Source organism: Clostridium sediminicola, assembly GCF_050402865.1.
Classification (GTDB): domain Bacteria; phylum Bacillota; class Clostridia; order Clostridiales; family Clostridiaceae; genus Clostridium_AF; species Clostridium_AF sediminicola.
Genome location: NZ_BAABMF010000001.1, coordinates 165,009 through 189,776, shown reverse-complemented (window position 1 = coordinate 189,776; position 24,768 = coordinate 165,009). Strand labels below are relative to the sequence as shown.

The window sequence follows — 24,768 nt, the reverse complement described above, 5'->3', positions numbered from 1 at the left end:
ACCTCGTTACACTTGAATTTTATTAGTATTTTGGGATTTTTATTTATAATCATAATAAATTTCCTTTCATCATACTTTATTCTTAGAACTTAATATCCTATTTCCAAACTCCTCAGATGTAAGAAATTCTACATCAGGCCATCTTTTTAGAATTTCTGTAAGTAACTGTTGTAACAATCGTAAATTTGTATCACGGTTTAACTCATCAATATATCCTACATAATTCAATCGATGAGTGCTTATTGTAGCTGGTTTCTTCCATTTGAATGAATTATTTATTTGTGCTAAACAGAAATCAACTGCATTTACTTGGTTTCCAAATGAAGGCTCAAAACTACAATTTCTAACTAAGTACAACTGGTTATATTTATTTTTTTCACCAATTGTGTGTTTCTTCTTGTCAAAACATTCATATCCCTCTACTGTCGGTATTAGCTGATAATGACTACCTTGAATATACTCTATATTATGTTTTTTAAGTATTGATTCAAGTGACTTGTGCCATACATAGCAAGCGGAAACAAATGACTTTGATTCATATCCAAAAATATCGAAAAATAGGGATACAGCATCAGATATAATATTTTGCAATAATTCATCATATCTCGTTCCGATATAATTGAACGCATCCATATATGCAAATAGATTACTATCAGAAAATGAACTTCCTCCACTAATCATATTATGTTTAAATGCCAAATGAAGATTTTCATCACCCTTTTGCAAGTCCTCTAGCCATTTGGTAATATTAAGATGTTCCCTACAATGCAATTGTGGAAAAAATATACCATTTTCCATTCCAGTTTTCCACAATTCAAAGCTATTTCCGTGATTTTTATACCTCTTTAGAGTTTTTGTAAAGGGTTCAAAATAGTAATTTTCAAAATTCGATTCTCTTATTTTATCAAAATCTGGGTTGGCAACTGCACAATTTGCAGTAATAATAGGATGTTTTCTATTCTTATCTTTAAATCTGTATAGGACACTAAAAAGCAGTTCCAAATCATCTTCACTAGCTAAAGCATCGTATCTGGTAAAAGGATCCTTATTTATGTTATCACCTGAATTCAGTAGTGCCTGATACGTTTCCGGTGATGCAGTACGTATACTGCCCCAGTCGTCAGATTCAAAGATGATGTATTTTTTTTCAGTAGACCAGCCTTTAGAATTATGCCAATTCATCAAGGCATATCGTTTAGCTTTTTTAAGTGGGAGAGATAATTTACTGTTCCTTATATTCATAAAGTCATTCCTTTTTATTTGATTATTTTAATGCTTTGTAATTGCTTTCACTCTTTTGTTTTGTAGTATTCAAGAGATATTACACTCATTATAAGTAATATTTTTTCTAACTGAATTTATATATTTTTCATGATTATATGTACTACAATTTATACTCACTAATACACTTGATAGAATAAATACACTATAAACTAGCCCCTTTACTTTTAAGCATTCTTCGTCATTGGGAATTTAGATTTAGAATTACAACTTAAAGCAAAAAAAACCAAAAATAAATGTATTGTAAAATAGTCCATAACAAAAGAATCTAATGCTAAATTTGCTATCAGTAATACATAAAGAGGTATACTATTCACCGATATTAATTTGAAATATTTTTTATCTTTAATTTTAATCACAAGCATATTTCGTATATTATAAAAGTATATTAAAGTTATAATTACCCCAAAAATACCCATATAGTTAAGAGCAGTCAAATACATATTGTGAGCAACAGTATCTTTCAAGTAGCCTATTTCGTAATCAGCTCCCAATAATAAATTTTTTTTATTATTAGTAATTTTTGATAAAAACATCAACCATATTTTGCTTCGACCTGTTGTTAAATCAGAAATACCAGCATCTACGCCACCAAACCTTAGTATGTAAGAATTGTAAAAATAATCGAAATAGTGATGAGCTAACACTCCACCGCAAACAAATATACTAAACAAAAACTTCATCCCTACTTTTATATTGTTTTTGAAAAAACATACTAAGGTTATGATAACTAGAAACAAAAAAACAAGTAAATACATTTTCGATAGAGATAAAAATCCTAATATTGATAGCGAAATACATAATATAATTGATGTATTTTTTCTTTCTTTCTCATAATAAATACATACTAGTAAACATGAAATTGCTATTAAGATTTGAACTGCGTAATAATTTGGGTCTATATCCACTCCTGCAAATCTAATATTCAATGTTCCATCTACAATCAAAGTATATACCCCTGACATCGTTAAAAAATATTGATTCAGATTTGGTATTATAAAACTTATAAGTCTAACGATACTAGATAATAGCAGTCCCAAAGCATAAATACGAGTATATCTTTCGAATAGTTTTTTATCATTTACAAATAATACTGCAAAAAATATGGAGGTATAATTCAATAAAAATCCCATAATTGGTGTTACTGGACCTCCCCCTATCAAAGGTATTGCCATAACATATATTGCAAATAATAGATAACTCACCAAAAATCTTATTTCTAACTTACTTTTATATATCAACATGTATGTCAAACATACAACTACATACATTACAGACATGAATACAAATAATGAGAACTGTGTAAATTGAAATTTCAATGTATACACCCAAGAAATAAAAAAAAGTAGATACTCTACTTTATGTTCAATGGAATCAAATACTATTCCGACACAAATAGTGAACAAAAAAATCCAGAGAAAAGTATTGCTACCAGTATACATTTTTAGAACAACAAAAATACTTGATATAATGCAGAGTATAACACTTTTATTTTTCTCTTTTTTACTGTTCATAAGCGATGCCAACCCTTCTCCTAAACTGTTTGATAGCAATCATATTAGATAAACTATCATTTCTGATATTATCTTTCATCTTTTCGATTTTAATAGGTTCTTCTAACAGATATTTTATCGCTGAATAAATATTATCCAATCTCATTTCTGTAATAAGGCCATTATAATTTTTGATTATTTGTTCATTAACGGCAGCAAAACAAGTTGTTACAACAGGTGTTCCAAGAATTAATGCTTCTCCTATAACCATTGGGAAACCTTCATATGCTGAAGTTAAAACAAAAAGATCACTTTTTTTAACATATGGATATGGATTAGCTTTTTCGCCAACAAACTCTACCAATTCTGATACATCTAAAGTTTTCACAAGCTTCTTATTATATTTTAAATCCGGACCATCACCAACTATTCTCCATTTAAAACCAGTTATCGAAGCATTTTTAAGCATTTTACATATTTGCGGTATCAAATGAAATCGCTTTGTTGCGTTATCTATTCTACCAACGGAAATGAGACTTATGCCTTTGTACTGAAAAGGATTATATTCAGTAGCTTTTGCCTTTATTTCTTCTAATGGAAAAAAATTGTAAACCACACTAGTTTTGTTCTTAAATTCGGGCAAAAGTTTAATGAATTTTTCTCTACAAGCATTCGAAACACACACAATGCTATCAAAATTTCTATATAAGTTTAGAGAAGTACTATAATCAAACCCTGCTTTTATTGGGTCTGTGTGTATCCAAGCAATCTTTTTTCTTGCATCAACACATTCATCAACAAATTGATTAGTTCCGCGATTAAAATAGCCATTTTGTACATCATTAAAATATGAAATCGCAACATCATATTTATTAAATATCTTTTGTTTTTTTAAAAGATAGCTATAAAATTTGTCGGAACCAATTATTCTGACAAATATCATGCAAATAATTCGTATGAATAAGTAAAAAATATTTTTTTCACCTTTAATAACGGAAAAAGGTGTTGAAACTAACCTTAACAGCAATGAGCCCCTATAAACACTAATGTTTTCAGGTATATCTTTTAAAAGTACTCCATCACCAAACAAAAATACTTCAATATCATACTTTTTTTCTTTATGCAACTCCTTTATTGTGTTAACAAGCGCTTTTTGAATGCCCCCCATTTGCAAATTTTGAGCAACAAATAGTAGTTTCATTTTCTATTCCTTTCACAGCTTATTCTCCAAAATATCTGCAATTCGTTTACATGCAAATCCATCACCATAAGGATTGCAAGCATGACTCATTTTCTCGTATTCTGACTTATCTTCTAACAATAGCTTAAATGTATCATATATATATTTTTCTTCCGTACCAACTAATTTGAGCGTTCCTGCTTTAATTCCTTCCGGCCGCTCTGTGGTATCACGCATAACAAGAACAGGTTTTCCAAGGGAAGGGGCTTCTTCTTGAATGCCACCACTATCAGTTAATATTAAATAAGATTTTGATAGTATATTATGGAAATCAACTACATCCAAAGGCTCAATGATACGGATTCTATCGTTGCCACCAAGAATTTCGTTAGCGGCTTCACGTACAATAGGATTCATATGTATTGGATAAATTACTCTTATATCCTGATGCTCATTTACTATACGTTTTATAGCTTTAAACATATTGTACATAGGTTCCCCAATGTTTTCTCTACGATGAGCCGTTATCATAATTAGTCTGTTACCAGATACCCATTCCAACTGCTCATGATAATACTCATACCTAACCGTTGTTTTAAGTGCGTCTATTGCAGTGTTTCCTGTTACATAGATAGTTTCCGGCTTTTTACCTTCATTTATTAAATTTTGCTTTGAAAGTTCAGTGGGAGAAAAATTGTAAGCGGAAACTATACCAACAGCTTGTCTATTGAACTCCTCTGGATACGGCGATTTAATATTATATGTACGAAGTCCTGCCTCAACATGACCTACTGGTATTTGCAGATAGAAACAGGCCAAGGCTGTTGCAAATGTTGAGGAAGTATCACCATGAACGAGAACAACATCAGGTGTTTCCTTTTCTAGCACTTCTTTTATTCTATTTAAGATATTCGCAGTTACTTCAAATAATGTCTGTCTATTCTTCATTATTGACAGATCATAATCAGGTACAACATTAAACACATCTAATACTTGATAGAGCATCTGTCGGTGCTGCCCGGTAACGCAAACGACTGTCTCAACATTAGGGCGTGTCTTTAATTCATTTACTAATGGACACATCTTGATTGCTTCAGGTCGTGTACCAAATACAAGCATAATTTTTTTCATGTTAACTCTCCAAATCTCTATATAATTCTATCAATCTTCTCTCCATTTCATCCCAGCTATAATTTTTCTCATACAGTTGCTTCATCTTTTTTGAAATCTCTGGCCAATTATTTTTGTGTTTAATCAAATTTTTTATTGCAACTTCAAGACTATTCTTATCATATTCTATTAATTCACCAATATTATTTTGTTCTACCACAGCAGACATTCCTGTATTCTTCACCATAATGAGTGGCTTTCCAATCATTAGTGCCTCATAAAACTTATTAGGGGCAGCATAATAATGATTACCAATTGAAGGATCATATATAGCAGTCATAATATCACAGCTTTTTTCTAATTCTAAAGTTTTATTGTAAGTCAATTTTCCATAATAAATTATATTATCAGAATCTAAAGCTAGCTTTTCAAAATAACTTTCGTACTTTCCAAATCCACCAATATGAAGTTCACATTCAGTGATTTTTATAATAATATCCGCTAATTCTTTCAAAAATCTATTATCTTGTAGAATACCTACATACACGATTTTTATTTTATTTTTATTTAAGTTTAATACTGTAAAATCTTCGCGCTGATTTGGTGGACTGTTATGTATAATAACAAGTCTTTTCGGTTTAGAGCCCTTTATCTGATTTTTTCTTTTCTCTGTACAAATAATTGTTCCATCAGCATAATTAATTATTTTATGCTGTAAATATACGATATATTTCTTGAATACACTAAATTTACCATTCGTATAAGTGAATAAGTAATCAAATATGTCAAATATTAATTTTTTCCTTAACAATTTTGAACAATAATATGCTGTAAAGGCTGTATCAAAATCACATGCATGAATTAACTCATATTGTCTTTTATTCTTAAATAACCATATTAGTATACGTAATTGAAATATGATGAAAGCTTTTAGATTTTTTCTTCCTCCACCAAAAGATGCTGGAATACCAAATCTATATATCCTTACTCTTCCACTATTTAACTCTAAGACGGATTCTCTAACTTTATATTTACAACTTCTATCCCACGCCAATATTTTCACATCATATCCTACTTTTATAAGACCATTAACTTCCTTTTCTACTCTCGAATCCGGATCAACTGGGTTTGAACGCAAAAATACAATCCTTATATTATTCATGTTTAACCCTCTTTGTTAAATTCAGCTTCGTAAAGTTCTTTCATTTTCTTTATTACATTTTGAATATCATAGTAACGAACGGTTTCAATATTATGTTTTCCCATCCCTGAACTCTCATTGATTAATTTAACAATAGCTTTAGCAAATCCATTAGTATCATCAGAATCAACTAAATAGCCACCTTTACTTTCTTCAATCAAATCTGTATTTCCCCTTATTCTAGAACATATAACAGGTAATCCGGTGGACATTGCTTCCATTAATGCTACAGGTAGTCCTTCTTGATATGATGGAAAAACAAATATATCAGCTGCATAACAGATTTCTGCTATATCTTCTCTGTAGCCTAGAAATTTAACACTAACGTTCAATTCTTCTGCTAGCTTCTTTAAATACACATCTAACTCACCTTGCCCACATATAATGTATATAATATCAGGTCTATTTATTTTTCTTAATGACTTAATAATTAATTTATGGTTTTTTCTTTTACTAAGTTCCCCAATAGAGAGTAGTACAATTGTTTCATCTGGAATGCCTAATTCAATTCTTTTTTTCCATCTATCAACAGAGGAGGTACTAAAATTAGTAACATCTATTCCAACACCGGGAACATAGACTACCTTCTTTGCTTTAAACTTTCGTGCTCTTTTATAATCTTCTTTATTGATAGTGATAAGTACATCAGTATATCTCGCTAACCATTTCTCTATAGGATAGTATATCAACCAATTTTTTTTGGGAGCGCCTTTAAAAAAATGAAATCCATGGGCTGTATAAAAAACCTTTATATTTTTCATTTTCCTACATGTAAGTCTTACGCAAACTGAAGCAACTGGTGTGTGTGTATGGACTAAATCATACTTCTCATCCTGTATAAGCTTTTTAAGTTTTTTATAAGCAGAGTAATTTTCCTTTTTAAATGGAGAACGTTGAAATTCTATATTAAAAACCTTGCAACCACGTTTCAACAGTTGTAAATTGATTGGTTTTATAACATTACAAGCCATGTCTACAGTGTGCCCTTGATCCAGTATCATATTTATGTGAGATGGAAAGAAATCCATTGTATCAGATATCGTCGTTACATATAGTATTTTAAACACCAAACACCCCCTTATAAAAATCGCAATTGAATTGAACTACCGTTAATCTATTGCTAAAACAACTGCTTAATTATCATTAGAATTCTCTTCATATCTGCATCACTCATCTTAGTATCACTAGGCAAGCAAACCCCTCTATTAAATATATCCTCGGAAACACTCCCAATCTCAACATTGTGAGAGAAGAACTTATATTCTTCATAGAATGGCTGCAAATGCATTGGCTTCCACGCAGGTCGTGATTCAATATTTTCTTTTTCTAAAGCAATAATAATGTCAATTGGTTTAATTCTAGAGTTTGCTTTAAGTGTTATAACAGATAACCAATAATTAGATTGTCCAAAATCAGTAATTGGCATCATTTCTATATCCTCAATTTCATTAAATTCTTTTTCATACTTTTCATAAATACTCTTTTTCTGATTAACTCTTTCTTCTAGGACTTTTAATTGTCCTCTACCTATACCAGCTAATACATTGCTAAGTCTATAATTATATCCAAGTTCGCTATGTTGATAGTGTCTGGCTTGATCTCTTGCTTGTGTAGCCCAAAATCTCACTTTATTAATTGCTTTTTCATTATTAGAAACTATCATTCCGCCACCTGATGTGGTGATTATTTTATTTCCATTAAACGAAAAGATATTTATATCACCGAAGGTACCACATTTTACACCTTGGTATGATGAGCCTAAAGCCTCAGCAGCATCTTCGATGACTGGAACATTATATTTCTTACATACTGGAATAAGCTTGTCATACTGAGCACTTTGTCCATATAAATCTACAATAATTACAGCTTTAGGCATTTTATTTTGTCTCAAAGCCCAATTAAAAGCATTTTGCAGTGCTAGCGGTGACATGTTCCATGTCTCAGGTTCAGAATCTATAAAAACTGGTTTAGCCCCTTCATACATAATTGGATTACAACTCCCAGCGAATGTAAAACTACTACAAAAAACATAATCTCCTTTTTTTACGCCGCAGTATTTTAAAGCTAAGTGGATACCAGCAGTTGCTGAAGATACTGCAAGACCATGATTTATTCCTATATAATCACATAACTCTTCTTCAAATGCATCTATATTGGGACCGACCGGTGCTATCCAATTAGTTTCAAATGCTTCTTTTATATATTTTAATTCATTACCACCCATATGCGGTGCCGATAAATATATTCTTTTTACCATATAACACCACCTGATAATTATTTCTTTATTGTTAAAATATCATGTTTCATCATAAAAATATTTTCATCATAATCACCTATTTTTGGGGCATTCTTAATACCTCTTAAATTATTTATTATTAATTTAGGGTAGTTCTCTCCACATTCATAAGCAAGAGGATATCCACCCCCAAATCTAGGATTAATTTCTGAGATATAAAATTCACCATTAACATTAAATATATCAATATCTATAGGACCGATTAAACCAATTTTATTAACCAAATTTTCAATTATCCTAAATAACTTTTCTGCTATTATTGATTTTGCTTTATCGGTTTCTCCAGCTCTCATCTTTAGTTTTTCTTTTATAAAAATTGAAATTATTTTTTTGCTAATAATATCAACATAAACATCTACTCCAAGTTCTTTTCCATCTAAATATTCTTGAATTATCATATTTGAAGTATTTTCATATATATTTTTGACTTCTTTAATGTTATTAGCTTTATATATATCAATACTTGCACTTCCCTTTTGTGGTTTCATGAATACTGGTAAATCTAATTCACTATTTTTTAATGCATCATTAAATACTGAAAAAGATTTGTAAGTTTTAGGAACTTTAAAGCTATTTTGTTGGCAAAACATGGTCATAGCAAATTTATCTAAGCACAGTTCACAAGGGTAGTAATCAGATACTATTGTAGTAACCCCAATCTCTTCAAACTTTTTTGAGTGTTTTGCTAACAAAGACAACTCTGGGTCAATTAATGAAATAATTGCACTGATTTTTTCTTTTTTACATATATGCATAATAGTATCTATATAATTAGGTTCATTAATTCCAGGTACTATATAGTGATTGTCTGCAAAATATAATGCTGGTGCTAATTCACTGCAATCTATCGCTACTAAAGAACCAATTTCCCTTAGTTCTTTTTTGAAATATTGGAGTAGCTTTGTTCTTCTTCCTACACTAGTAAATAAAATATTTATGTTTTCATTCATTTTTTGTTCCTTTCTTTTTTATTGCATATTTATTTACAAATATCATAAAAGTTTTTGGGGTGACAAGCTTCTCTTGCTTTTTCTTAATGATTTTCCTTTTAACATAAACGATAGGATGCATATTAATAAAGCAAAATTTATAGTACAGTTTATGCTTTATCTAGTTACTTCCCTTAAAATCTTCCATAGTATCATTACTACTTTGGTTAATATCTTTACAAGTAAGAACATTTTTTAATGTTAATAATACTATTTTTATATCTACCCATAAACTAATATGATCTACGTACCAAATATCATTTTTAAATTTTTCTTTCCAACTAATACTATTTCTCCCATGGACTTGTGCCCATCCTGATATGCCAGGAGTTACTTCATGTCTTCTATTTTGCTCACTTGAATAAAAATTTAGATAGCTAATACGAAGAGGTCTTGGACCAATAAAGCTCATTTCACCTTTAATGATGTTAAAAAGTTGTGGTAATTCATCTAAACTAGTTTTTCTTAAAAAATAGCCGACCTTTGTTATTCTTTGCATATCACTAAGTTGTTTGCCGCTTTTTTCTATTTCGATTATCATCGTTCTAAATTTAATAATAGTAAATATTTTGGAATTCTTTCCTGGTCTCTTTTGTTTAAATAAAATAGGGCCTTTTGATTCCACTTTTATGGCTATCGATGCTATTACAATAATTGGTAAAGTTATAATTAACAAAAGTAAAGCAAAGATGAAATCAACAATTCTTTTAATAATTAAATAAATTTTCATATCAAATTCCTTTCACTTTACAATAGAATAATCTTAGATTTCTTAACATTTATTCAACAAGGTTTTAATATAATATATTCCATACTGTAATTTTTATAACATTTACTATTCAGTTTGATCTTCGTCTTCTTTTTCTTTTGTTAGAATTTTTCATTCTCTCTATTCTTCTTTTTTTTCTGGATCCACTAAATTTATTATTAGATTTATTTCCGTATGAATAATAGCTTTGGTACTTGTAGCCATAATTTTTACCTCTATTAAATTCAATTTTATTCATAACTATGCCTAGTATATTAGCTCTTACTTTTACCAATAATTCGTTAGCTCTAATTAGTGCATCTTTTTCAGTCTCTTTTGCCGCTACTACTATAATTACACCATCAACTTTATTGGCTAATGCTTGTGCGTCAGTTACTGCAATTATTGGAGGGGTATCAAATATTACATATTGAAAATCCCCTTTTATTTTATCAATGAATTCTTTCATTTTTCTCGAACTTAAAATTTCAGATGGGTTAGGTGGAATTTTGCCAGACGTAAGTACATAAAGGTTTTTTTCACATTCATGTATAGCATCTTCAATATTAACTTGTCCAGCTAATATATCTGATAAACCTATTGAATTAGACACTCTAAATTGTTTATGTATATTTGGCTTTCTCAAATCACAATCAATTACCAGTACTTTTTTTTCTGAATTAGCAATAGTATATGCAAAATTAGACACTACTGAAGTTTTTCCTTCTGACGGACCTGCACTTGTGATTAGTATTGTATTTATTTCTTGATCTATAGATGAATAAATAATATTAGTTCTTAGCGTTCTAAAAGCTTCAGCTACAATACTATTTGGTTTATTTCTAACTACTATAAGAGATTTCCTATTAAGTATTCCTAAATATTTGGGTATGATGCCCATAACTGAAAGTTCTGTATATCGTTCAACTTCATCTTTAGATTTAATTGTGTTATCTAATAATTCCATAATTAAAGTTGTTGCTAATGAAATAGCTACTCCTATAATAAATCCTAAGATAGTGTTCATTTCTTTATTTGGCTTTACAGGTTTTTTTGGTACTTTTGGGTTTTGAAATACTTCTATGCTCCCGTTAGGAATTAATTTTTGAGCATTTTCCTTAAAAGCTTGCGTAAAAGCAGTAACAATAACTTTTGCTTCTTCTCTATTATTTGTTCTAACTACTATTTCCATAATTTGTGTATCTGATTGAGGTATAACACTTAACATGTCTTTTAATTCTTCAGTTGAAAATTTTCCTTCAAGAATTTCTTGAGCTCTTTCTGCAACATCCTCTGATTTTGCAATTTCAACGTAAGTTTGAACTGCTTTAATATACATAGTAACGTCATTAATATTATAAGAAGAGTTACCATTATTATTAGTTGCCTTTCCTATAATAATACTCATCCTTGATTCATAAACCGGTTTTATTATAAAATAGCTAAAAATAACTGTTATCAAGGTTATACTTAATGTTATTGCTACAATTAGTTTTAACCTTCTTTGAAAAATATAAAAGCATTCGATTAAATCAATTTTTTCTCCTTCCTGCATATATTTCCCCCATTCTAAATAACAATTATGTACTCATTAATATGTATTCACTAATAGAATTTAATATTACCTTACTCGAATATATACTTTCTTTTTTACTAATTTTTAAGAAATTAAAAATATCATACCTTAATTTTGTAAACAAAAAAAAGCTGATTTTACTCAGCTTTTTTTACTTTAACTTGCTTCACTATTTTCGAACTGGCTATTATAAAGATTAGCATAGAAGCCATCTTTTGCAAGAAGCGCTTCATGATTCCCTTGTTCTACAATATCTCCATTATTCATAACTAGAATTACATCAGCATCACGAATAGTTGATAAACGATGTGCAATGATAAAACTAGTTCTATTCTTCATAAGATTATCCATAGCTCTTTGTATTTGTACTTCAGTTCGTGTATCTACAGAACTTGTCGCCTCATCAAGAATTAGGATTTTAGGATCTGCAAGAATTGCTCTTGCTATTGTTAATAATTGTTTTTGTCCAAGTGATACATTTGAAGCTTCTTCGTTCAATATCATATTATAACCATCTGGTAAAGTGTGAACAAAACTATCAACGTGAGCTGCTTTAGCGGCGTTAATAACTTCATCATCTGTAGCAGTAAGACGTCCATACCTGATATTTTCCATTATGCTGTCATTATAAAGCCATGTGTCTTGTAAAACCATACCAAACATTGAGCGCAGATCACCACGTGAAAACTCTCTTATATCAGTACCATCAACTAAAATAGCTCCTTCATTAACGTCATAGAAACGCATTAAAAGTTTAACCATTGTAGTTTTTCCTGCTCCTGTAGGCCCTACAATTGCTATTCTTTGACCAGGTTCTATTGAAGCTGAAAAATTATTTATTATAATTTTATCATCGTTATATCCAAAGTGCACTTTATCAAATTGAACCTTTCCTTCAACCTGCTCCAATTTCACAGGATTAGAAACTTCTCCTACTTCTTCATCAACTTCTAAAAATTCGAACACACGCTCAGCAGATGCTGCTGTCTGTTGAAGTATATTTGATATATTTGCTATTTGAGAAATAGGTTGAGTAAATTGGCGCACATATTGTATAAATGCTTGAATGTCTCCAACTTCTATAGTTCTCTTCGCAGCTAGATATCCACCAAAAATACTTACTCCAACATAACCTAAATTACCTACGAATTGCATAAGTGGCATCATTATACTAGTCAGGAACTGAGCTTTCCATGCTACACCGTATAGTTGATCATTTAAGCCATCAAATTTTTTAATACTCTTTTTCTCACCATTAAAGGCTTTCATTACTACATGGCCACCGTACATTTCTTCAACATGACCATTTAAATGCCCCAAGTAATCCTGTTGTTCTTTAAAGTATCGTTGAGAACGCTTCACAATTGCCATAATAAGAACTCCGGATAATGGTATTATAAGTATTGCTATTAGTGTTAACTGCCAACTTATTGTTAACATCATAACCAGAACACCAAGTACTGTTGTGACAGATGTAATAATTTGGCTTAAACTTTGATTAAGTGTTTGGCTAAGAGTATCAACGTCATTAGTAACACGAGATAAAACTTCACCTTGATTTGTATTATCAAAATATTTTAATGGAATACGGTTAATTTTTTCAGAAATAGCTTTTCTAAAGTTATAACTTACTTTCATAGCTACACTTGACATTATCCATCCTTGAATATAACTGAACAGTGCACTTATTAAATATAGTGCCAAAAGGATTATAATAATTCTTTGGATATAATCAAAGTTTATACTTCCAGTCCCAGTAATCTTTTTGATAACTCCATTAAATATTTCTGTAGTTACTTTACCTAGAATTTTTGGACCTACTATTGAGAATGTAGCACTAGCAATTGCAAATATTAAAACAATGAAGATAGATATTTTGTATATACTTAAGTGTTTAATAAGTTTCTTCATTGTATTTTTAAAATCTCGAGCCTTTTCTCCACCGCGCATCATTCCACCAGGACCATGTCCACCACCTCGTCTCATGGCAGGACGTGAGTTCTTTACTTTGAAATTTTTCTCACTCATGCTAATTCCTCCTTTGACAACTGTGATGATGCAATTTCTTTATAAGTTTCACAATTATTTAATAGTTCTTGGTGTGTACCTGTTCCAACAATTTCACCTTCCTCAAGGACAATAATTTGTTCAGCATTTTTGATAGTTGCTATACGCTGTGCTACAATTATTGCAGTACTTGAACCTATCTCTTTTTTCATTGCTTTTCTTAAAGAAGCATCTGTCTTAAAATCAAGAGCGGAAAAACTATCATCAAAAATGTATATAGGGGATTTTTTCATCAATGCTCTTGCAATAGCTAATCTCTGCTTTTGTCCTCCAGATACATTTGTTCCACCTTGTGAAATTTCCATTTTTATACCTTCAGGTACTGCATTAACGAATTCAGAAGCTTGAGCAATATCTAAGGAGGTCATTAGGTCTTTTTCAGTAGCATTTTTATCAGCATATTTTAGATTCGATTCGATTGTACCACTAAATAAGAAACCTTTTTGAGGTATATATCCAATTTGGTCACGAAGGTCATGTTGATTAACTTTTCTTATATCTACTCCATTCAGTAAAACTTCCCCATCAGTTACATCATAGAAACGAGGAATTAAATTAACTAGAGTTGTTTTACCTGAACCTGTAGAGCCAATAAGTGCTGTAGTTTTTCCAGGTGATGCTTTAAAACTTATGTTCTTAAGAACATCTTCTTCAGCACCTGGGTATCTAAAGGATACATTCTTAAATTCTACTACACCTTCTAATTCATTATTAAATTTCTTAGGAGCCTCTGGATCAATGATTGTAGCATCTGTTTCTAAAACTTCTGAAATACGTTGAGCTGAAACGGATGCTCTTGGTATCATTATGAACATAAATGACATCATAATAAAAGCAAATATAATTTGAATAGCATATTGCATAAATGCCATCATATCTCCTACCTGCATGCTCATTTCTGCGATTTGATTTGCACCTACCCAAACAATAAGAAGAGTAATTCCATTCATTATAAGCATCATAGCTGGGAATAGTAGTACCATCACACGATTTACAAATAAGTTAACACTTGTAAGATCCTTATTAGCCTTATTAAAACGTTCTTCTTCGAACTTTTGAGTATTAAATGCTCTTATTACCATCATTCCTGAAAGATTTTCACGAGTAACTAGATTTAATCTGTCCACAAGCTTTTGAACAGCTTTGAACTTTGGCATTGCAATTACAAATATGAAAGCAATTAAAACCAAAAGAGCAATAACTGCAACTGCTATAATCCATGACATAGATGAGTTTTTCTCTAATGCTTTAATTACACCTCCAATCCCTAAAATAGGTGCATAAAATACCATTCTAATTAGCATAACCATCAAATTCTGAATTTGAGTAATATCATTTGTAGTTCTCGTTATAAGTGAAGCAGTTGAAAATTTATCAAGCTCTGCATTTGAAAAACTTTCTACTTTTGAAAACACCATTTTCCTTAAATTTTGTGCAAGTCCTGCAGCCACTTTAGAAGCTAAAAAACCTACAATAACTATACAAACTGCACTTAGCAAAGAGATTATTATCATTAAAAATCCTGTACGGAAAATATAACTACTTTGAATTTTATCAACATCCATTCCTAGTAGTTTATATTCATTTTTAACTGCAGAAGTTGCAGCTTGAACAACCATACTATCTCCTAATGCTGTAAAGGTCTTATTCATTTCTTCTGATGTTTGTATTCTTTGTTCAGATGGCAACTTTTCAAACAAAGCAAATATATCTGTATTTGCAGGGATCTCCATGCCATTAAAATTTATAACACCATTTTCAGCATTATCCTTCATTTTTTCAATACTTGCTACAGCAAGAAGTGATTTACCCATAACAATATTCATATTACTTATTTCTAATTCGTCAACTTCCTTCAAAACATAGATAGATTCACTTTCAAGAGCAGGATATTTTTCTACATACTTATCAAAATCTGAACTATCTTTGTCAATAAGCATATAATTTTGAGTAACATCAACTCTTTCTTTGTCATCCATAAATAATACAAGTTTATTCATTTGACTTTCACGAATAGCCTTTGGGACAGCATTTTCCACACCACCTTGTTGAATACCTACATTTACAATGTTAGACATATAGTCTGGTAATGCAAGGTCTAGCATTGCTTGCATAAATAACAAAACTATGGCAATAGCTATCATAGCAACAAAAGGCTTTAAATATTTTATCAATTTAGCCATGTTCTATTTACTCCTTTTCTAAATATTTAAATTTCAAAAGTACATCCTATTCTTAAAAATTTAATCTTTCAATGAATACTCTGTACACATAGATAATAGATTTTCTTTTATTTGTAGTAACAACTGACTCAATAACTTCTGCTGCTCTTCAGTAAAATTAGAAAAACTTACTTCATCTATACTTTTTAGTATTTTATCGACTTTTCTCCATGTATCCTTCCCTGCGTCAGTAAGATATACTCTTGAAATCCGCTGATCATTACTATCCTGTCGCCGCTCTACTAATTTTGTTCTTTCCATTCTATTTATCATAACTGTTATAGTAGCAGGCTTAATGTTTAACTTTTTTGATAGTTCTTTCTGACTTTGGCCATCATTATTATTTAAAGCAAAGAGCATAGCATGCTGCCCAGGATAAATTCCTACTTCATCAAATAAAGTTCTCATACGAGAAAATCTAAGCTTTACTACTTCAGAAAATAAATTGTAAATAGAATCATCTTCATAATTATACATATTATCCTCCTTTGTTCTATTAGTCGGCTAACTAAAATATATATTAGCACTAACCATCAATATGGTCAATTGAAATACTTTTTTTTAATACAAATTTAATGATTTTTAGTATTATTTAATTTTTTCTAAAGAGTAAAACACTTAACTCAGAATTAGTTAAGTGTTTTATGTAAAGTATTAGATTTCAAAGTTTTAGCAATTAAGCTTTTAATTATTTCATCTTATGAAAGTACTTATAAGCTTCGATGAATCTCTGTAATGCAGTATATAAAATCATGATAACAAAAATAACACAAATAAAATCAACATATTTAGTGATAATCATCATTAGAGAAAACATAACAAAACCTTCTGTTCTTTCAGCAAGACCTGGTTGGTAATAAAAGGTCTTTTCACTCTTTTTTTCAGATGCAGCAGCAACAGTTAAAAATATTGTCATAGATAAAATTATACTTGAAGCTAAAAGAATAAAAATAAATTGATTGTTAGAATACTTATATGATAAAACTAAAATTAATGAAATCTCAACAATTCTATCAAAAGTTATATCCATTATTGTGCCGAAAAGAGATGAAGAGTTTGTTTTTCTTGCAATAGTGCCGTCAACTGCATCTAAATATCCCGAAAACCATAGAATAATTACAGCAACAACATTATAATTTCCTGCGAAAATAAAAACTGAAGGTAATAACCCAACTATTAGAGCAATGACAGTCACTTTATTTGCGCTTAGATTTAATCTTATAAAGGTATCAGCCGTTTTTTCTATTAAAGGCTGAACTATTTTTCTAGCATTAGTATCTAGCATTTAATGTTCTCCTTTTGTTAATATTCTAATTACATATATTCCTAACTAAAATAAACTCTATCGTTAAAATCAAGATTAAAATATACCTCTTCATCAATCTGAATATTATTTTGAGTAGAACAATAGATTTCTTCATCTAAAACTTTTATTGTATAGTTGATTTTATCTCCAGAGTATATTCTGGATTTTACAGTCCCTATAATACTGCCCTCTTCTTTATCTCCAAAATATATTTCCTCTGGTCTAAACATAAATGTTATACTTCTGGAATCTTTAACATTTGTTTTGAAAATCCCCAGTTTACTAATAAATTTTCCATCTATTATTTTCCCACTAATATAATTTCTCTTTCCAAAAAAATCTGAAACTTGCTTTGAGATAGGTTTTTCGTATATTTCTCTCGGTGTTGAAAACTGTTTTATTTCTCCATCAATTAACAAAGCAACTTTATCAGCCATAGAAAGAGCTTCTTCCTTATCATGGGTTACCAGGATAGTTGTCATGTTAAGTTTCTTTTGAAGATCCTTAACAAAAAATTGCATATTTTTTCTCAAACTGATATCTAATTTAGAAAATGGTTCATCTAGTAACAAAACATTAGGTTCTATTGCTAAAGCTCTTGCAAGCGCAACCCTCTGCATTTGACCTCCAGAGAGTTGATTTGGATATTTTTTTTCATGTCCGACCAATTCAAGCAGTTCTATTAACTCAGCTACTTTTTCTTTAATAATTGATTTACTAGTTTTTCTTATTCGCAAACCAAAAGCAATATTAGATTCAACTGTCATATGGGGAAATAATAGTAAATTTTGGTCAACTAAAACAGCCCCTCTTTTTTCTATAGCAACATTATCTATCATTTTGTTATTAATTATAATATTTCCTTTATCAAAATGAATAATACCAGTTATTCCATGAAGAATTGTAGTCTTACCTGATCCACTAGAACCTAAAAGAGCAACCAATTCTCCACTTTCAATAGCTATATTAATATTTTTCAACACTTCTTTTCCATCATATTTTTTAGAAATATTTTTAAGCTGTACTTTTCCCATAAAATCCACTCACTTTTTAAACATAATATTTACTCATGTTTTTATATAAATTACCAACAAGTTTTTCAGAAATAAATAAGACCAAAATTATTGATATTAAAAAGACTATACTAAGTGCTGATGCCACAGTCCTATCACCAGATTCTATAAAAGGGAATAAAAGCATTGCGTATGTTACTACCCGTCCGCCACCTATTAAAAATGTTATAAAATATTGACTAAAAGAAATAATGTATATCATACTTCCAGCTATAATCAACCCAGGTGTAAGTAATGGCAAAGTAATGTATACCATTACTTGAATAGGACTTCCTCCAAGTACTCTTCCCTGATGTTCAATTTTATCTCCAATTATTTCAAACACATTCATCAGTATTTTTACCCCATAAGGTATTCCAGGTAAAACATGAATTAACACTACACCAAAACAAGTATTTGCAATTCCTAATTTTATAAAAGATATATGAACGCCCATAGCAACACTAATCATTGGTACCATTAATGGAAGTAAAATCAAAACTTTTACTAATGATTTGCCTTTGAACTGGTAAAAAGCTAAAGCTTTTGCTGCAGGGACGCTTACAACTAATGTTATTATTGTGACAGAAAGTGAAAGAAAAGCACTTCTTAACAGAACAATAAACCCTTCAGCAGAAGGGCTTATTGCGTAATTAAATCCTCTTAAAGTCAAAGTTTTTGGTAATACATTTGGCCATGGCCATGAACTTGAAATACTCCAACCTATCATTATCACCAATGGGGAAAACAATATAAATATTACAATATTTCGGAAAATTGCTTTTATACTCACTAAATTATAAACCTCAACTTTCATTATTTATTGAGTTACTCTTCGCTGTTATATTTTTTTATAAATTGAAAAGCCAATAAATACAAACCTACTAAAACTAAAGAACACAAGGTAATACACATATTGATCACCATAGCATTAGGTCTATCTGCTAGATTAACACTATTATAATATATATAAGATAGTATTGGTAATGCTTTAGGGTTTGATGGCCCCAATAAATAGGGTATTTCAAAAGCTCCAAAAGAGAAAGCAAATATTATAACAAAGGCAGATGCAATAGTTGGCATGGTCAAAGGTAAAAGAATATGCCAAAATATCTGAAGCTTATTTGCTCCTAAATTTGCAGCAATCTTGGAATAATTCTTATTAATCTTTTTCATAATATCATATGTAACTAATGTTATAAAAGGTATCCCTTTCCATAGATAAGCGAATATAATTCCAAAGCCCCATTTATCAAATATAAGAGGCGGAAAATCATTCATGTCTCCTAATAGTCCTAATAAATGTAGAATTCTAGCAGTCAATCCACTCTGAGTGAATAAAATAAAAACAAGGAGTGCAGCTATGGTATGAGGTACCATTATAGGCACTTTGTAGATATTTTCAAAGGTTCCTAGTTTACTTTTTTTATCTCTAATTAATGCATAAGATAGTATTATTCCTAGTATTACAGATATAAAAGACGAAACAAAAGATGTATATAAACTAAACTTTAGTGATGAAACAAAATTTTTATCTGAAATAATATTTATATAATATTTAAGTGTAAAAGTTTTAAGTCCTATAGCAGGGAAGTACCCAAAACTTTGGAGTAATCCAAAAACTATACCCATTAGGAAAATCCCCACTATAAAAACTAAAACAGGTATTAGCAATAAATATGGTTTAAATATTCCTGTTTTTTTATTCATTCTCTAAAATTTCTTCTCTCCATATTTCTTCAATAATAGGAACTAACTCAGCTCTCATTTCAGGTAATCTTTTATCTAATAATTTTTCTTGTGAAATAACACCTTTTCCTAATTTTATATTATTAAATAACTCTTTTTGAGTATCCGTTAATGAACTAAATTCTGTTACTGGAAGATCACCCCAAACTTTTGGGTCATACTTTGTGACTTGAATTTCAGGCGATAAAATATGATTAATAGTCACAAGTGCTGCAGCCTTATTTGGTGCATTAAATGGTATCGCTAAAAAATGTGTATTCCCAATAGTACCTTTTTCAAACACAAAGGACTTTGATGACTCTGTGAAGCTTCCTTCCTGTATCTTTGTAGCTATGTGGAAAGGTGAATAATTCATAGTTAAAAAAACTTCACCATCTGAATACATATTATCTAGTTGTGCCAATGTTGCAGGATAAGTCTCTCCTTCTCTCCATAAGTAAGGTTTTAGATCTTTTAGATATTCCATAGCGGGTTTAATTGCTGTCTTTACAATATCCTTATCTGCTTGAATATCAATGAACGCTTCATATCCAACTAAATCATAAATAACATTCCTAATAAAAGCGCTACCTGTAAAGTCAGAGATATCTGGATATGTTATTTTTCCAGGGTATTTTTTTGCGAGTTGAAATAATTCTTCATGACCTTTAGGTAAAAATTCAACTTTATCTGTGTCCCCTATAAAAACCATCTGAGCTTTTCCATAAGGAGATTCAAATCCATCTACTCTGTGTCCAAAATCATATAGTATATCTGTAGAATCTTGATTTACATATTGATTGAAATTAGGCAATTTTTCTGTAAAAGGTCCAAAAAGTAAGTCATTTACCTTTGCATTATAAAAATTCTCCCCATTTATCCAAACAATATCAATGGTACCTTCACTATCTAGTTGCTTTTCATTTAAAAGCTTAGGAATATATTCATTAGGAATCATAGGTATTCTTTTTAGATTGATATTATATTTTTCTTTTAATTCTTTTGCTACAACTGAGTCAATCCATTGGTTGATGTTTTCATCTCCACCCCACCCATAAAAAGTCACAGTAGTGTCTTCTGCCAGTTGGAGGATAACATCCCAATCTTGGTTCTCGATTTTTTCTTCGGTTTTTTTATCTGCACACCCAATTAAAAATTGAGTGCACAGAACTATTGAACAAATCACTATTAGTATTCTTTTCATAATAACCTCTTTAATTTATTTGATTATTTATTTTTCCCCATGTCATCCATATTTATGCCTTTTTTCTTAGCGAAAATTTTAGGCAATTGAGAAACTCCAAATAAAATCACACCAGCAACAATCAACTTTATAAAGAACTGAGTTGAAATTCCGTTTGCAGCTATATCTCCAGCCATGTAAGCATAAACAAATGCGCCAGGTGCCATGGTAATTAAAGTGATTATTGAATAAGTTCCTAATTTTATATTAGTAACTCCATAGGCATAGTTTTGAATGTTATATGGGAAAACTGGTACAAGTCTAGTTAAAATAAGAAAGTCTTTACCATTTTTCTCAACACCAGCTTCAATCTTTTTGAAAATAGCATTGCCACCAAATTTGCCTACTATAAAGTCTCTTGCTAAATACCTAGCAACTAAGAAAGCAACTATTGCTCCAACTGTTGCACCAACTAAAGCTAATAAAGCTCCTAAAATTGGACCAAATACTATACCACCACCAATTGTTAGTACACTTGCTGGTAATGAGAACACAGCAACAATTATAAATAAGAAAATATAAATAATATATCCAAGAGTTCCTGCTTCTTCTATAAAAGTTCTAAATTTATCAAAATCTTTTAAAATATCTAATAATCCACTAGCATATACTCCATAGAATACTGCTGCTAAAACAACTACAATGAGTGCTACTTTAAGCTTCTTATTCATTTCGACCTCCTATTATTTAACAGCCTTTTGTATGCCTTTTTTTGCTTTATATCTATTAACCCATGACTTTACAGGTGAAGCTAAAACATCTATAGGACAATTATCATCCTTCATTACAACAGGTCCCCATATTAAATCAAGAATATGCCATGCATTTGATCCACCTTTTATTATTGAAGAACGGCAAGCTGCACAGTAAACTACTACATTATTATTTTCTAAAGTTTCTACTCTACGTTTCATAACTTTCATTGCAACTTCAGGATTTGCTGGTACAACCATACCACCGAAACCACAGCAACGAGTTTTTTCCCTAGAATACTGAGACTCAACATATTTATAACCCAATTCATCTAATATCCATCTGATTCCATCTTGAAGAGCTGCATCATGACGGGTAGAACAAGAATCATGAATTGTGAAAACCATATCACTATTTTTTGCCTTCCCTTTTAACTCTGCTGGTAACCCAATTACAGGTAATAGTTCCCATAAAGAATAGGTAGGTGTAGGACTTGCGTCATTAAAAGTAAGTTTACAACTTTGGCATGCTACAACCATTTCTTCAATACCAACGTCATCCATGTCATCTTGAAGACTCTTGAATCTTTCTTTGAATAAGTCATATTGACCAACAGCTTTTGTAGGTTTACCACAACACTTTTGAATTGCAGAAAACTTAGGAAATACACTATTTAAATAGGCAGTAGTTTTTGCAACTGCCTCTGGATTATAGGATGGTAAACTACATCCCGGCATAAAACCATAACGTTTATTTTTATCTACTTTAATAGCCATTATTTTTTTCCTCCCTTTTTCTTTGTTGTAAAGAATTTAGAGAATCCAAGTAATTGATGTATTTTTATTGCTGAGTGACCTTTCATTGGAGATTCTCCATTGTTAGCTTTTACAAAGTCTTTACGTGAACCAATAAATATTTTCTTCATAGGAAGTTCATGTGGACAAACAATAGTACAGTTATCACAAGCATTACATGAATAAGCTAATAGCGACTCCATTTCAGAATCATTTACTAGTTTTTCCATTAAATCTTTTGGACACTTACCAAAATCGTTCATCATAACGCATTCTTTCATACAGAGCTTACATTCACACTTTAAACAACGTGATGCTTCTTCTATAGCCTGTTCTTCCCTAAAACCTAAATCAGCTTGATTGAAATCTTTTTTTCTCTCATCTGCATCTCTCATATTTGTATGAATACGAGCTTTATCTTCAGTACCCTCAGGAAGCGGTATATCTAATTTTGTATCATAAGACCATTCTTCTTTAAAATTTCTATCTTCTTTTAAATCAATGCCTTTTAAATATCTATCTATACTAATAGCTGCTTTTCTTCCAAAAGCCATTGCTTCAATAACTATTACTCCACCAGATGCGTCTCCTGCAACAAACACATTTTCTAAGCCAGTAGCTAATGTTTCTTTATCTACTACATATCTACCACCTCTAGTTTGTTCTAACAAACCTTCTGTTATATCTTCAACAACTTGTCCAGTTGCCATTATTACAGTATCAGCTTCTACAATTTTTGAGCTTCCTTCATATTGAGGATTAAATCTACCATCTTTGTCGAATATTGATGAAACCTTTTGAATTTTGATTCCTGTTACTTTACCTTCAACTTCGATTATTTCAATAGGACCCCAGCCTGCATTGAATAAAACACCTTCTTCTTTCGCTTCATGGATCTCTTCTTCTGAAGCTGGTAATGTTTTATCATCTTCTAATGAACATTGATGTACAGATTCAGCACCAATTCTCCATGATGAACGAGCGCAGTCCATTGCAACATCTCCGCCACCAATAACCATTATCTTCTTCCCTGCTCTTGGGAATTCACCTGTCAAACTGATTTCTTTTAGATATTCTGTAGCTGGATATACTCCTTGGGCTTTGTGACCAGGAATAGGAATTATATTGCCCTTATGTGCACCATGAGCTAATACAACTACATCGTATTCTTCTCTTAATTCACTAAACTTTAGGTCTTTTCCGATTTCTACTCCTAATTTGAATTCCACACCTAATTTATCTAAATAGCTATATTCAAAATCTATGATATCTCTTGGTAGACGGTAAGCGGGAATACCAACTCTCATCATTCCACCAAGAACATCTAATTTTTCAAATATTGTAACAGCATGTCCATTTCTTCTTAGATCTATAGCTGCTTGTGCACCAGCTGGACCTGCTCCAATAATAGCAATTTTTTTGCCTGTATTTTCACCTGTAGTTAAATCCCAAATAGATTCATCATCAGCCTTTTCTGCAGCAAATCTTTTAAGTGCGGCTATTGCTATTGGTTGGTTAAAATCTACCCCTCTTCTACAATCCTTTTCACATGGATGAGCACAAATTCTTCCAAGTGTATTTGGTAAGAATAACTTTTCTCTTATAAGCTTTATTGCTTCATCATATTTTTTATCAGCTATTAAATTCACATAACCTTTTGCATCTGTACTCATTGGACATCTACTTTGACAAAAAGCATCTTCATGTCCCATACATTCTTCTATAATTTTATGTGCATTGTCCATAATAGCTTGGCTAAATTTAACTTTTTCCAATTCACTCATTCCTT

Annotated in this window: 21 protein-coding genes; all 21 read right to left on the bottom strand. The window is 30.6% G+C overall.

Annotated elements, in window-relative coordinates; all coding sequences use genetic code 11:
* Positions 1–69 precede the first annotated feature (69 nt).
* The 21 genes from ACQ3F0_RS00840 to ACQ3F0_RS00740 all read right to left on the bottom strand — a co-directional run bounded on the left by ACQ3F0_RS00840 (position 70) and on the right by ACQ3F0_RS00740 (position 24,754).
* Positions 70–1,242 (bottom strand): hypothetical protein, encoded by a 1,173-nt coding sequence (locus tag ACQ3F0_RS00840; RefSeq protein ID WP_428863130.1) that lies wholly within the window; start codon positions 1,240–1,242, stop codon positions 70–72.
* Positions 1,243–1,448: 206 nt separating this feature from the next.
* The gene (locus ACQ3F0_RS00835) at positions 1,449–2,600 is read right to left on the bottom strand and encodes a hypothetical protein (protein WP_428863129.1); all 1,152 of its coding nucleotides are present in this window, start codon (positions 2,598–2,600) and stop codon (positions 1,449–1,451) included.
* A gap of 184 nt (positions 2,601–2,784) precedes the next feature.
* A complete protein-coding gene (locus tag ACQ3F0_RS00830; RefSeq protein WP_428863128.1) occupies positions 2,785–3,975 on the bottom strand; it encodes a glycosyltransferase in 1,191 nt (396 codons plus the stop codon).
* A gap of 12 nt (positions 3,976–3,987) precedes the next feature.
* Positions 3,988–5,085: a non-hydrolyzing UDP-N-acetylglucosamine 2-epimerase gene (gene wecB, locus ACQ3F0_RS00825; RefSeq protein ID WP_428863127.1), complete on the bottom strand. Its 1,098-nt coding sequence runs from the start codon at positions 5,083–5,085 to the stop codon at positions 3,988–3,990.
* Between the two features lies 1 nt (position 5,086).
* Positions 5,087–6,226: a glycosyltransferase family 4 protein gene (locus ACQ3F0_RS00820; RefSeq protein ID WP_428863126.1), complete on the bottom strand. Its 1,140-nt coding sequence runs from the start codon at positions 6,224–6,226 to the stop codon at positions 5,087–5,089.
* A 2-nt stretch (positions 6,227–6,228) separates the two neighbouring features.
* Positions 6,229–7,332: a glycosyltransferase family 4 protein gene (locus tag ACQ3F0_RS00815; protein WP_428863125.1), complete on the bottom strand. Its 1,104-nt coding sequence runs from the start codon at positions 7,330–7,332 to the stop codon at positions 6,229–6,231.
* Positions 7,333–7,385: 53 nt separating this feature from the next.
* A complete protein-coding gene (locus ACQ3F0_RS00810) occupies positions 7,386–8,522 on the bottom strand; it encodes a DegT/DnrJ/EryC1/StrS family aminotransferase (RefSeq protein WP_428863124.1) in 1,137 nt (378 codons plus the stop codon).
* 17 nt (positions 8,523–8,539) lie between these two features.
* On the bottom strand, positions 8,540–9,511 hold the full coding sequence (locus tag ACQ3F0_RS00805; RefSeq protein ID WP_428863123.1) for an ATP-grasp domain-containing protein: 972 nt from the start codon (positions 9,509–9,511) through the stop codon (positions 8,540–8,542).
* A gap of 160 nt (positions 9,512–9,671) precedes the next feature.
* Positions 9,672–10,280 (bottom strand): sugar transferase, encoded by a 609-nt coding sequence (locus ACQ3F0_RS00800; protein ID WP_428863121.1) that lies wholly within the window; start codon positions 10,278–10,280, stop codon positions 9,672–9,674.
* Positions 10,281–10,389: 109 nt separating this feature from the next.
* Positions 10,390–11,853 (bottom strand): tyrosine-protein kinase domain-containing protein, encoded by a 1,464-nt coding sequence (locus ACQ3F0_RS00795; RefSeq protein WP_428863119.1) that lies wholly within the window; start codon positions 11,851–11,853, stop codon positions 10,390–10,392.
* Between the two features lie 177 nt (positions 11,854–12,030).
* On the bottom strand, positions 12,031–13,902 hold the full coding sequence (locus ACQ3F0_RS00790; RefSeq protein ID WP_428863117.1) for an ABC transporter ATP-binding protein: 1,872 nt from the start codon (positions 13,900–13,902) through the stop codon (positions 12,031–12,033).
* The gene (locus ACQ3F0_RS00785) at positions 13,899–16,124 is read right to left on the bottom strand and encodes an ABC transporter ATP-binding protein (RefSeq protein ID WP_428863115.1); all 2,226 of its coding nucleotides are present in this window, start codon (positions 16,122–16,124) and stop codon (positions 13,899–13,901) included. The genes ACQ3F0_RS00790 and ACQ3F0_RS00785 overlap by 4 nt, the downstream gene beginning before the upstream one ends.
* A 60-nt stretch (positions 16,125–16,184) precedes the next feature.
* Complete coding sequence (locus tag ACQ3F0_RS00780; protein ID WP_428863113.1) at positions 16,185–16,640, bottom strand: MarR family winged helix-turn-helix transcriptional regulator; 456 nt, start codon at positions 16,638–16,640, stop codon at positions 16,185–16,187.
* A gap of 211 nt (positions 16,641–16,851) precedes the next feature.
* Positions 16,852–17,448, bottom strand: a complete 597-nt coding sequence (locus ACQ3F0_RS00775; RefSeq protein ID WP_428863111.1) for a CDP-alcohol phosphatidyltransferase family protein — start codon at positions 17,446–17,448, stop codon at positions 16,852–16,854.
* A 41-nt stretch (positions 17,449–17,489) separates the two neighbouring features.
* Positions 17,490–18,503 carry an ABC transporter ATP-binding protein gene (locus ACQ3F0_RS00770; RefSeq protein WP_428863109.1) on the bottom strand — a complete coding sequence of 338 codons (1,014 nt, stop codon included), beginning with the start codon at positions 18,501–18,503 and terminating at the stop codon, positions 17,490–17,492.
* A 16-nt stretch (positions 18,504–18,519) separates the two neighbouring features.
* Positions 18,520–19,314 (bottom strand): ABC transporter permease, encoded by a 795-nt coding sequence (locus tag ACQ3F0_RS00765; protein ID WP_428863107.1) that lies wholly within the window; start codon positions 19,312–19,314, stop codon positions 18,520–18,522.
* A 35-nt stretch (positions 19,315–19,349) separates the two neighbouring features.
* Positions 19,350–20,153: an ABC transporter permease gene (locus ACQ3F0_RS00760; protein ID WP_428863105.1), complete on the bottom strand. Its 804-nt coding sequence runs from the start codon at positions 20,151–20,153 to the stop codon at positions 19,350–19,352.
* Between the two features lie 70 nt (positions 20,154–20,223).
* Entirely contained in the window at positions 20,224–21,453 is a 1,230-nt protein-coding gene (locus ACQ3F0_RS00755) for an ABC transporter substrate-binding protein (protein WP_428863103.1), read from the bottom strand.
* Between the two features lie 23 nt (positions 21,454–21,476).
* Entirely contained in the window at positions 21,477–22,163 is a 687-nt protein-coding gene (locus tag ACQ3F0_RS00750) for a TVP38/TMEM64 family protein (RefSeq protein WP_428863101.1), read from the bottom strand.
* Between the two features lie 12 nt (positions 22,164–22,175).
* A complete protein-coding gene (locus tag ACQ3F0_RS00745) occupies positions 22,176–22,961 on the bottom strand; it encodes a heterodisulfide reductase-related iron-sulfur binding cluster (RefSeq protein WP_428863099.1) in 786 nt (261 codons plus the stop codon).
* A complete protein-coding gene (locus tag ACQ3F0_RS00740; protein ID WP_428863097.1) occupies positions 22,961–24,754 on the bottom strand; it encodes an FAD-dependent oxidoreductase in 1,794 nt (597 codons plus the stop codon). Before ACQ3F0_RS00740 ends, ACQ3F0_RS00745 begins: the two co-directional genes overlap by 1 nt.
* Positions 24,755–24,768 lie beyond the last annotated feature (14 nt).

Bases quoted from the DNA above. Each gene is read 5' to 3' on its own strand.
- ACQ3F0_RS00810 (WP_428863124.1), bottom strand. From the start codon at position 8,522: ATGGTAAAAAGAATATATTTATCGGCACCGCATATGGGTGGTAATGAA.
- ACQ3F0_RS00790 (WP_428863117.1), bottom strand. From the start codon at position 13,902: ATGAGTGAGAAAAATTTCAAAGTAAAGAACTCACGTCCTGCCATGAGA.
- ACQ3F0_RS00805 (WP_428863123.1), bottom strand. From the start codon at position 9,511: ATGAATGAAAACATAAATATTTTATTTACTAGTGTAGGAAGAAGAACA.
- ACQ3F0_RS00750 (WP_428863101.1), bottom strand. From the start codon at position 22,163: ATGAATAAGAAGCTTAAAGTAGCACTCATTGTAGTTGTTTTAGCAGCA.
- ACQ3F0_RS00800 (WP_428863121.1), bottom strand. From the start codon at position 10,280: ATGAAAATTTATTTAATTATTAAAAGAATTGTTGATTTCATCTTTGCT.
- ACQ3F0_RS00840 (WP_428863130.1), bottom strand. From the start codon at position 1,242: ATGAATATAAGGAACAGTAAATTATCTCTCCCACTTAAAAAAGCTAAA.
- ACQ3F0_RS00770 (WP_428863109.1), bottom strand. From the start codon at position 18,503: ATGGGAAAAGTACAGCTTAAAAATATTTCTAAAAAATATGATGGAAAA.
- ACQ3F0_RS00780 (WP_428863113.1), bottom strand. From the start codon at position 16,640: ATGTATAATTATGAAGATGATTCTATTTACAATTTATTTTCTGAAGTA.
- ACQ3F0_RS00820 (WP_428863126.1), bottom strand. From the start codon at position 6,226: ATGAATAATATAAGGATTGTATTTTTGCGTTCAAACCCAGTTGATCCG.
- ACQ3F0_RS00745 (WP_428863099.1), bottom strand. From the start codon at position 22,961: ATGGCTATTAAAGTAGATAAAAATAAACGTTATGGTTTTATGCCGGGA.
- ACQ3F0_RS00795 (WP_428863119.1), bottom strand. From the start codon at position 11,853: ATGCAGGAAGGAGAAAAAATTGATTTAATCGAATGCTTTTATATTTTT.
- ACQ3F0_RS00755 (WP_428863103.1), bottom strand. From the start codon at position 21,453: ATGAAAAGAATACTAATAGTGATTTGTTCAATAGTTCTGTGCACTCAA.
- ACQ3F0_RS00785 (WP_428863115.1), bottom strand. From the start codon at position 16,124: ATGGCTAAATTGATAAAATATTTAAAGCCTTTTGTTGCTATGATAGCT.
- ACQ3F0_RS00775 (WP_428863111.1), bottom strand. From the start codon at position 17,448: ATGCTAGATACTAATGCTAGAAAAATAGTTCAGCCTTTAATAGAAAAA.
- ACQ3F0_RS00760 (WP_428863105.1), bottom strand. From the start codon at position 20,153: ATGGGTATAGTTTTTGGATTACTCCAAAGTTTTGGGTACTTCCCTGCT.
- ACQ3F0_RS00830 (WP_428863128.1), bottom strand. From the start codon at position 3,975: ATGAAACTACTATTTGTTGCTCAAAATTTGCAAATGGGGGGCATTCAA.
- wecB (WP_428863127.1), bottom strand. From the start codon at position 5,085: ATGAAAAAAATTATGCTTGTATTTGGTACACGACCTGAAGCAATCAAG.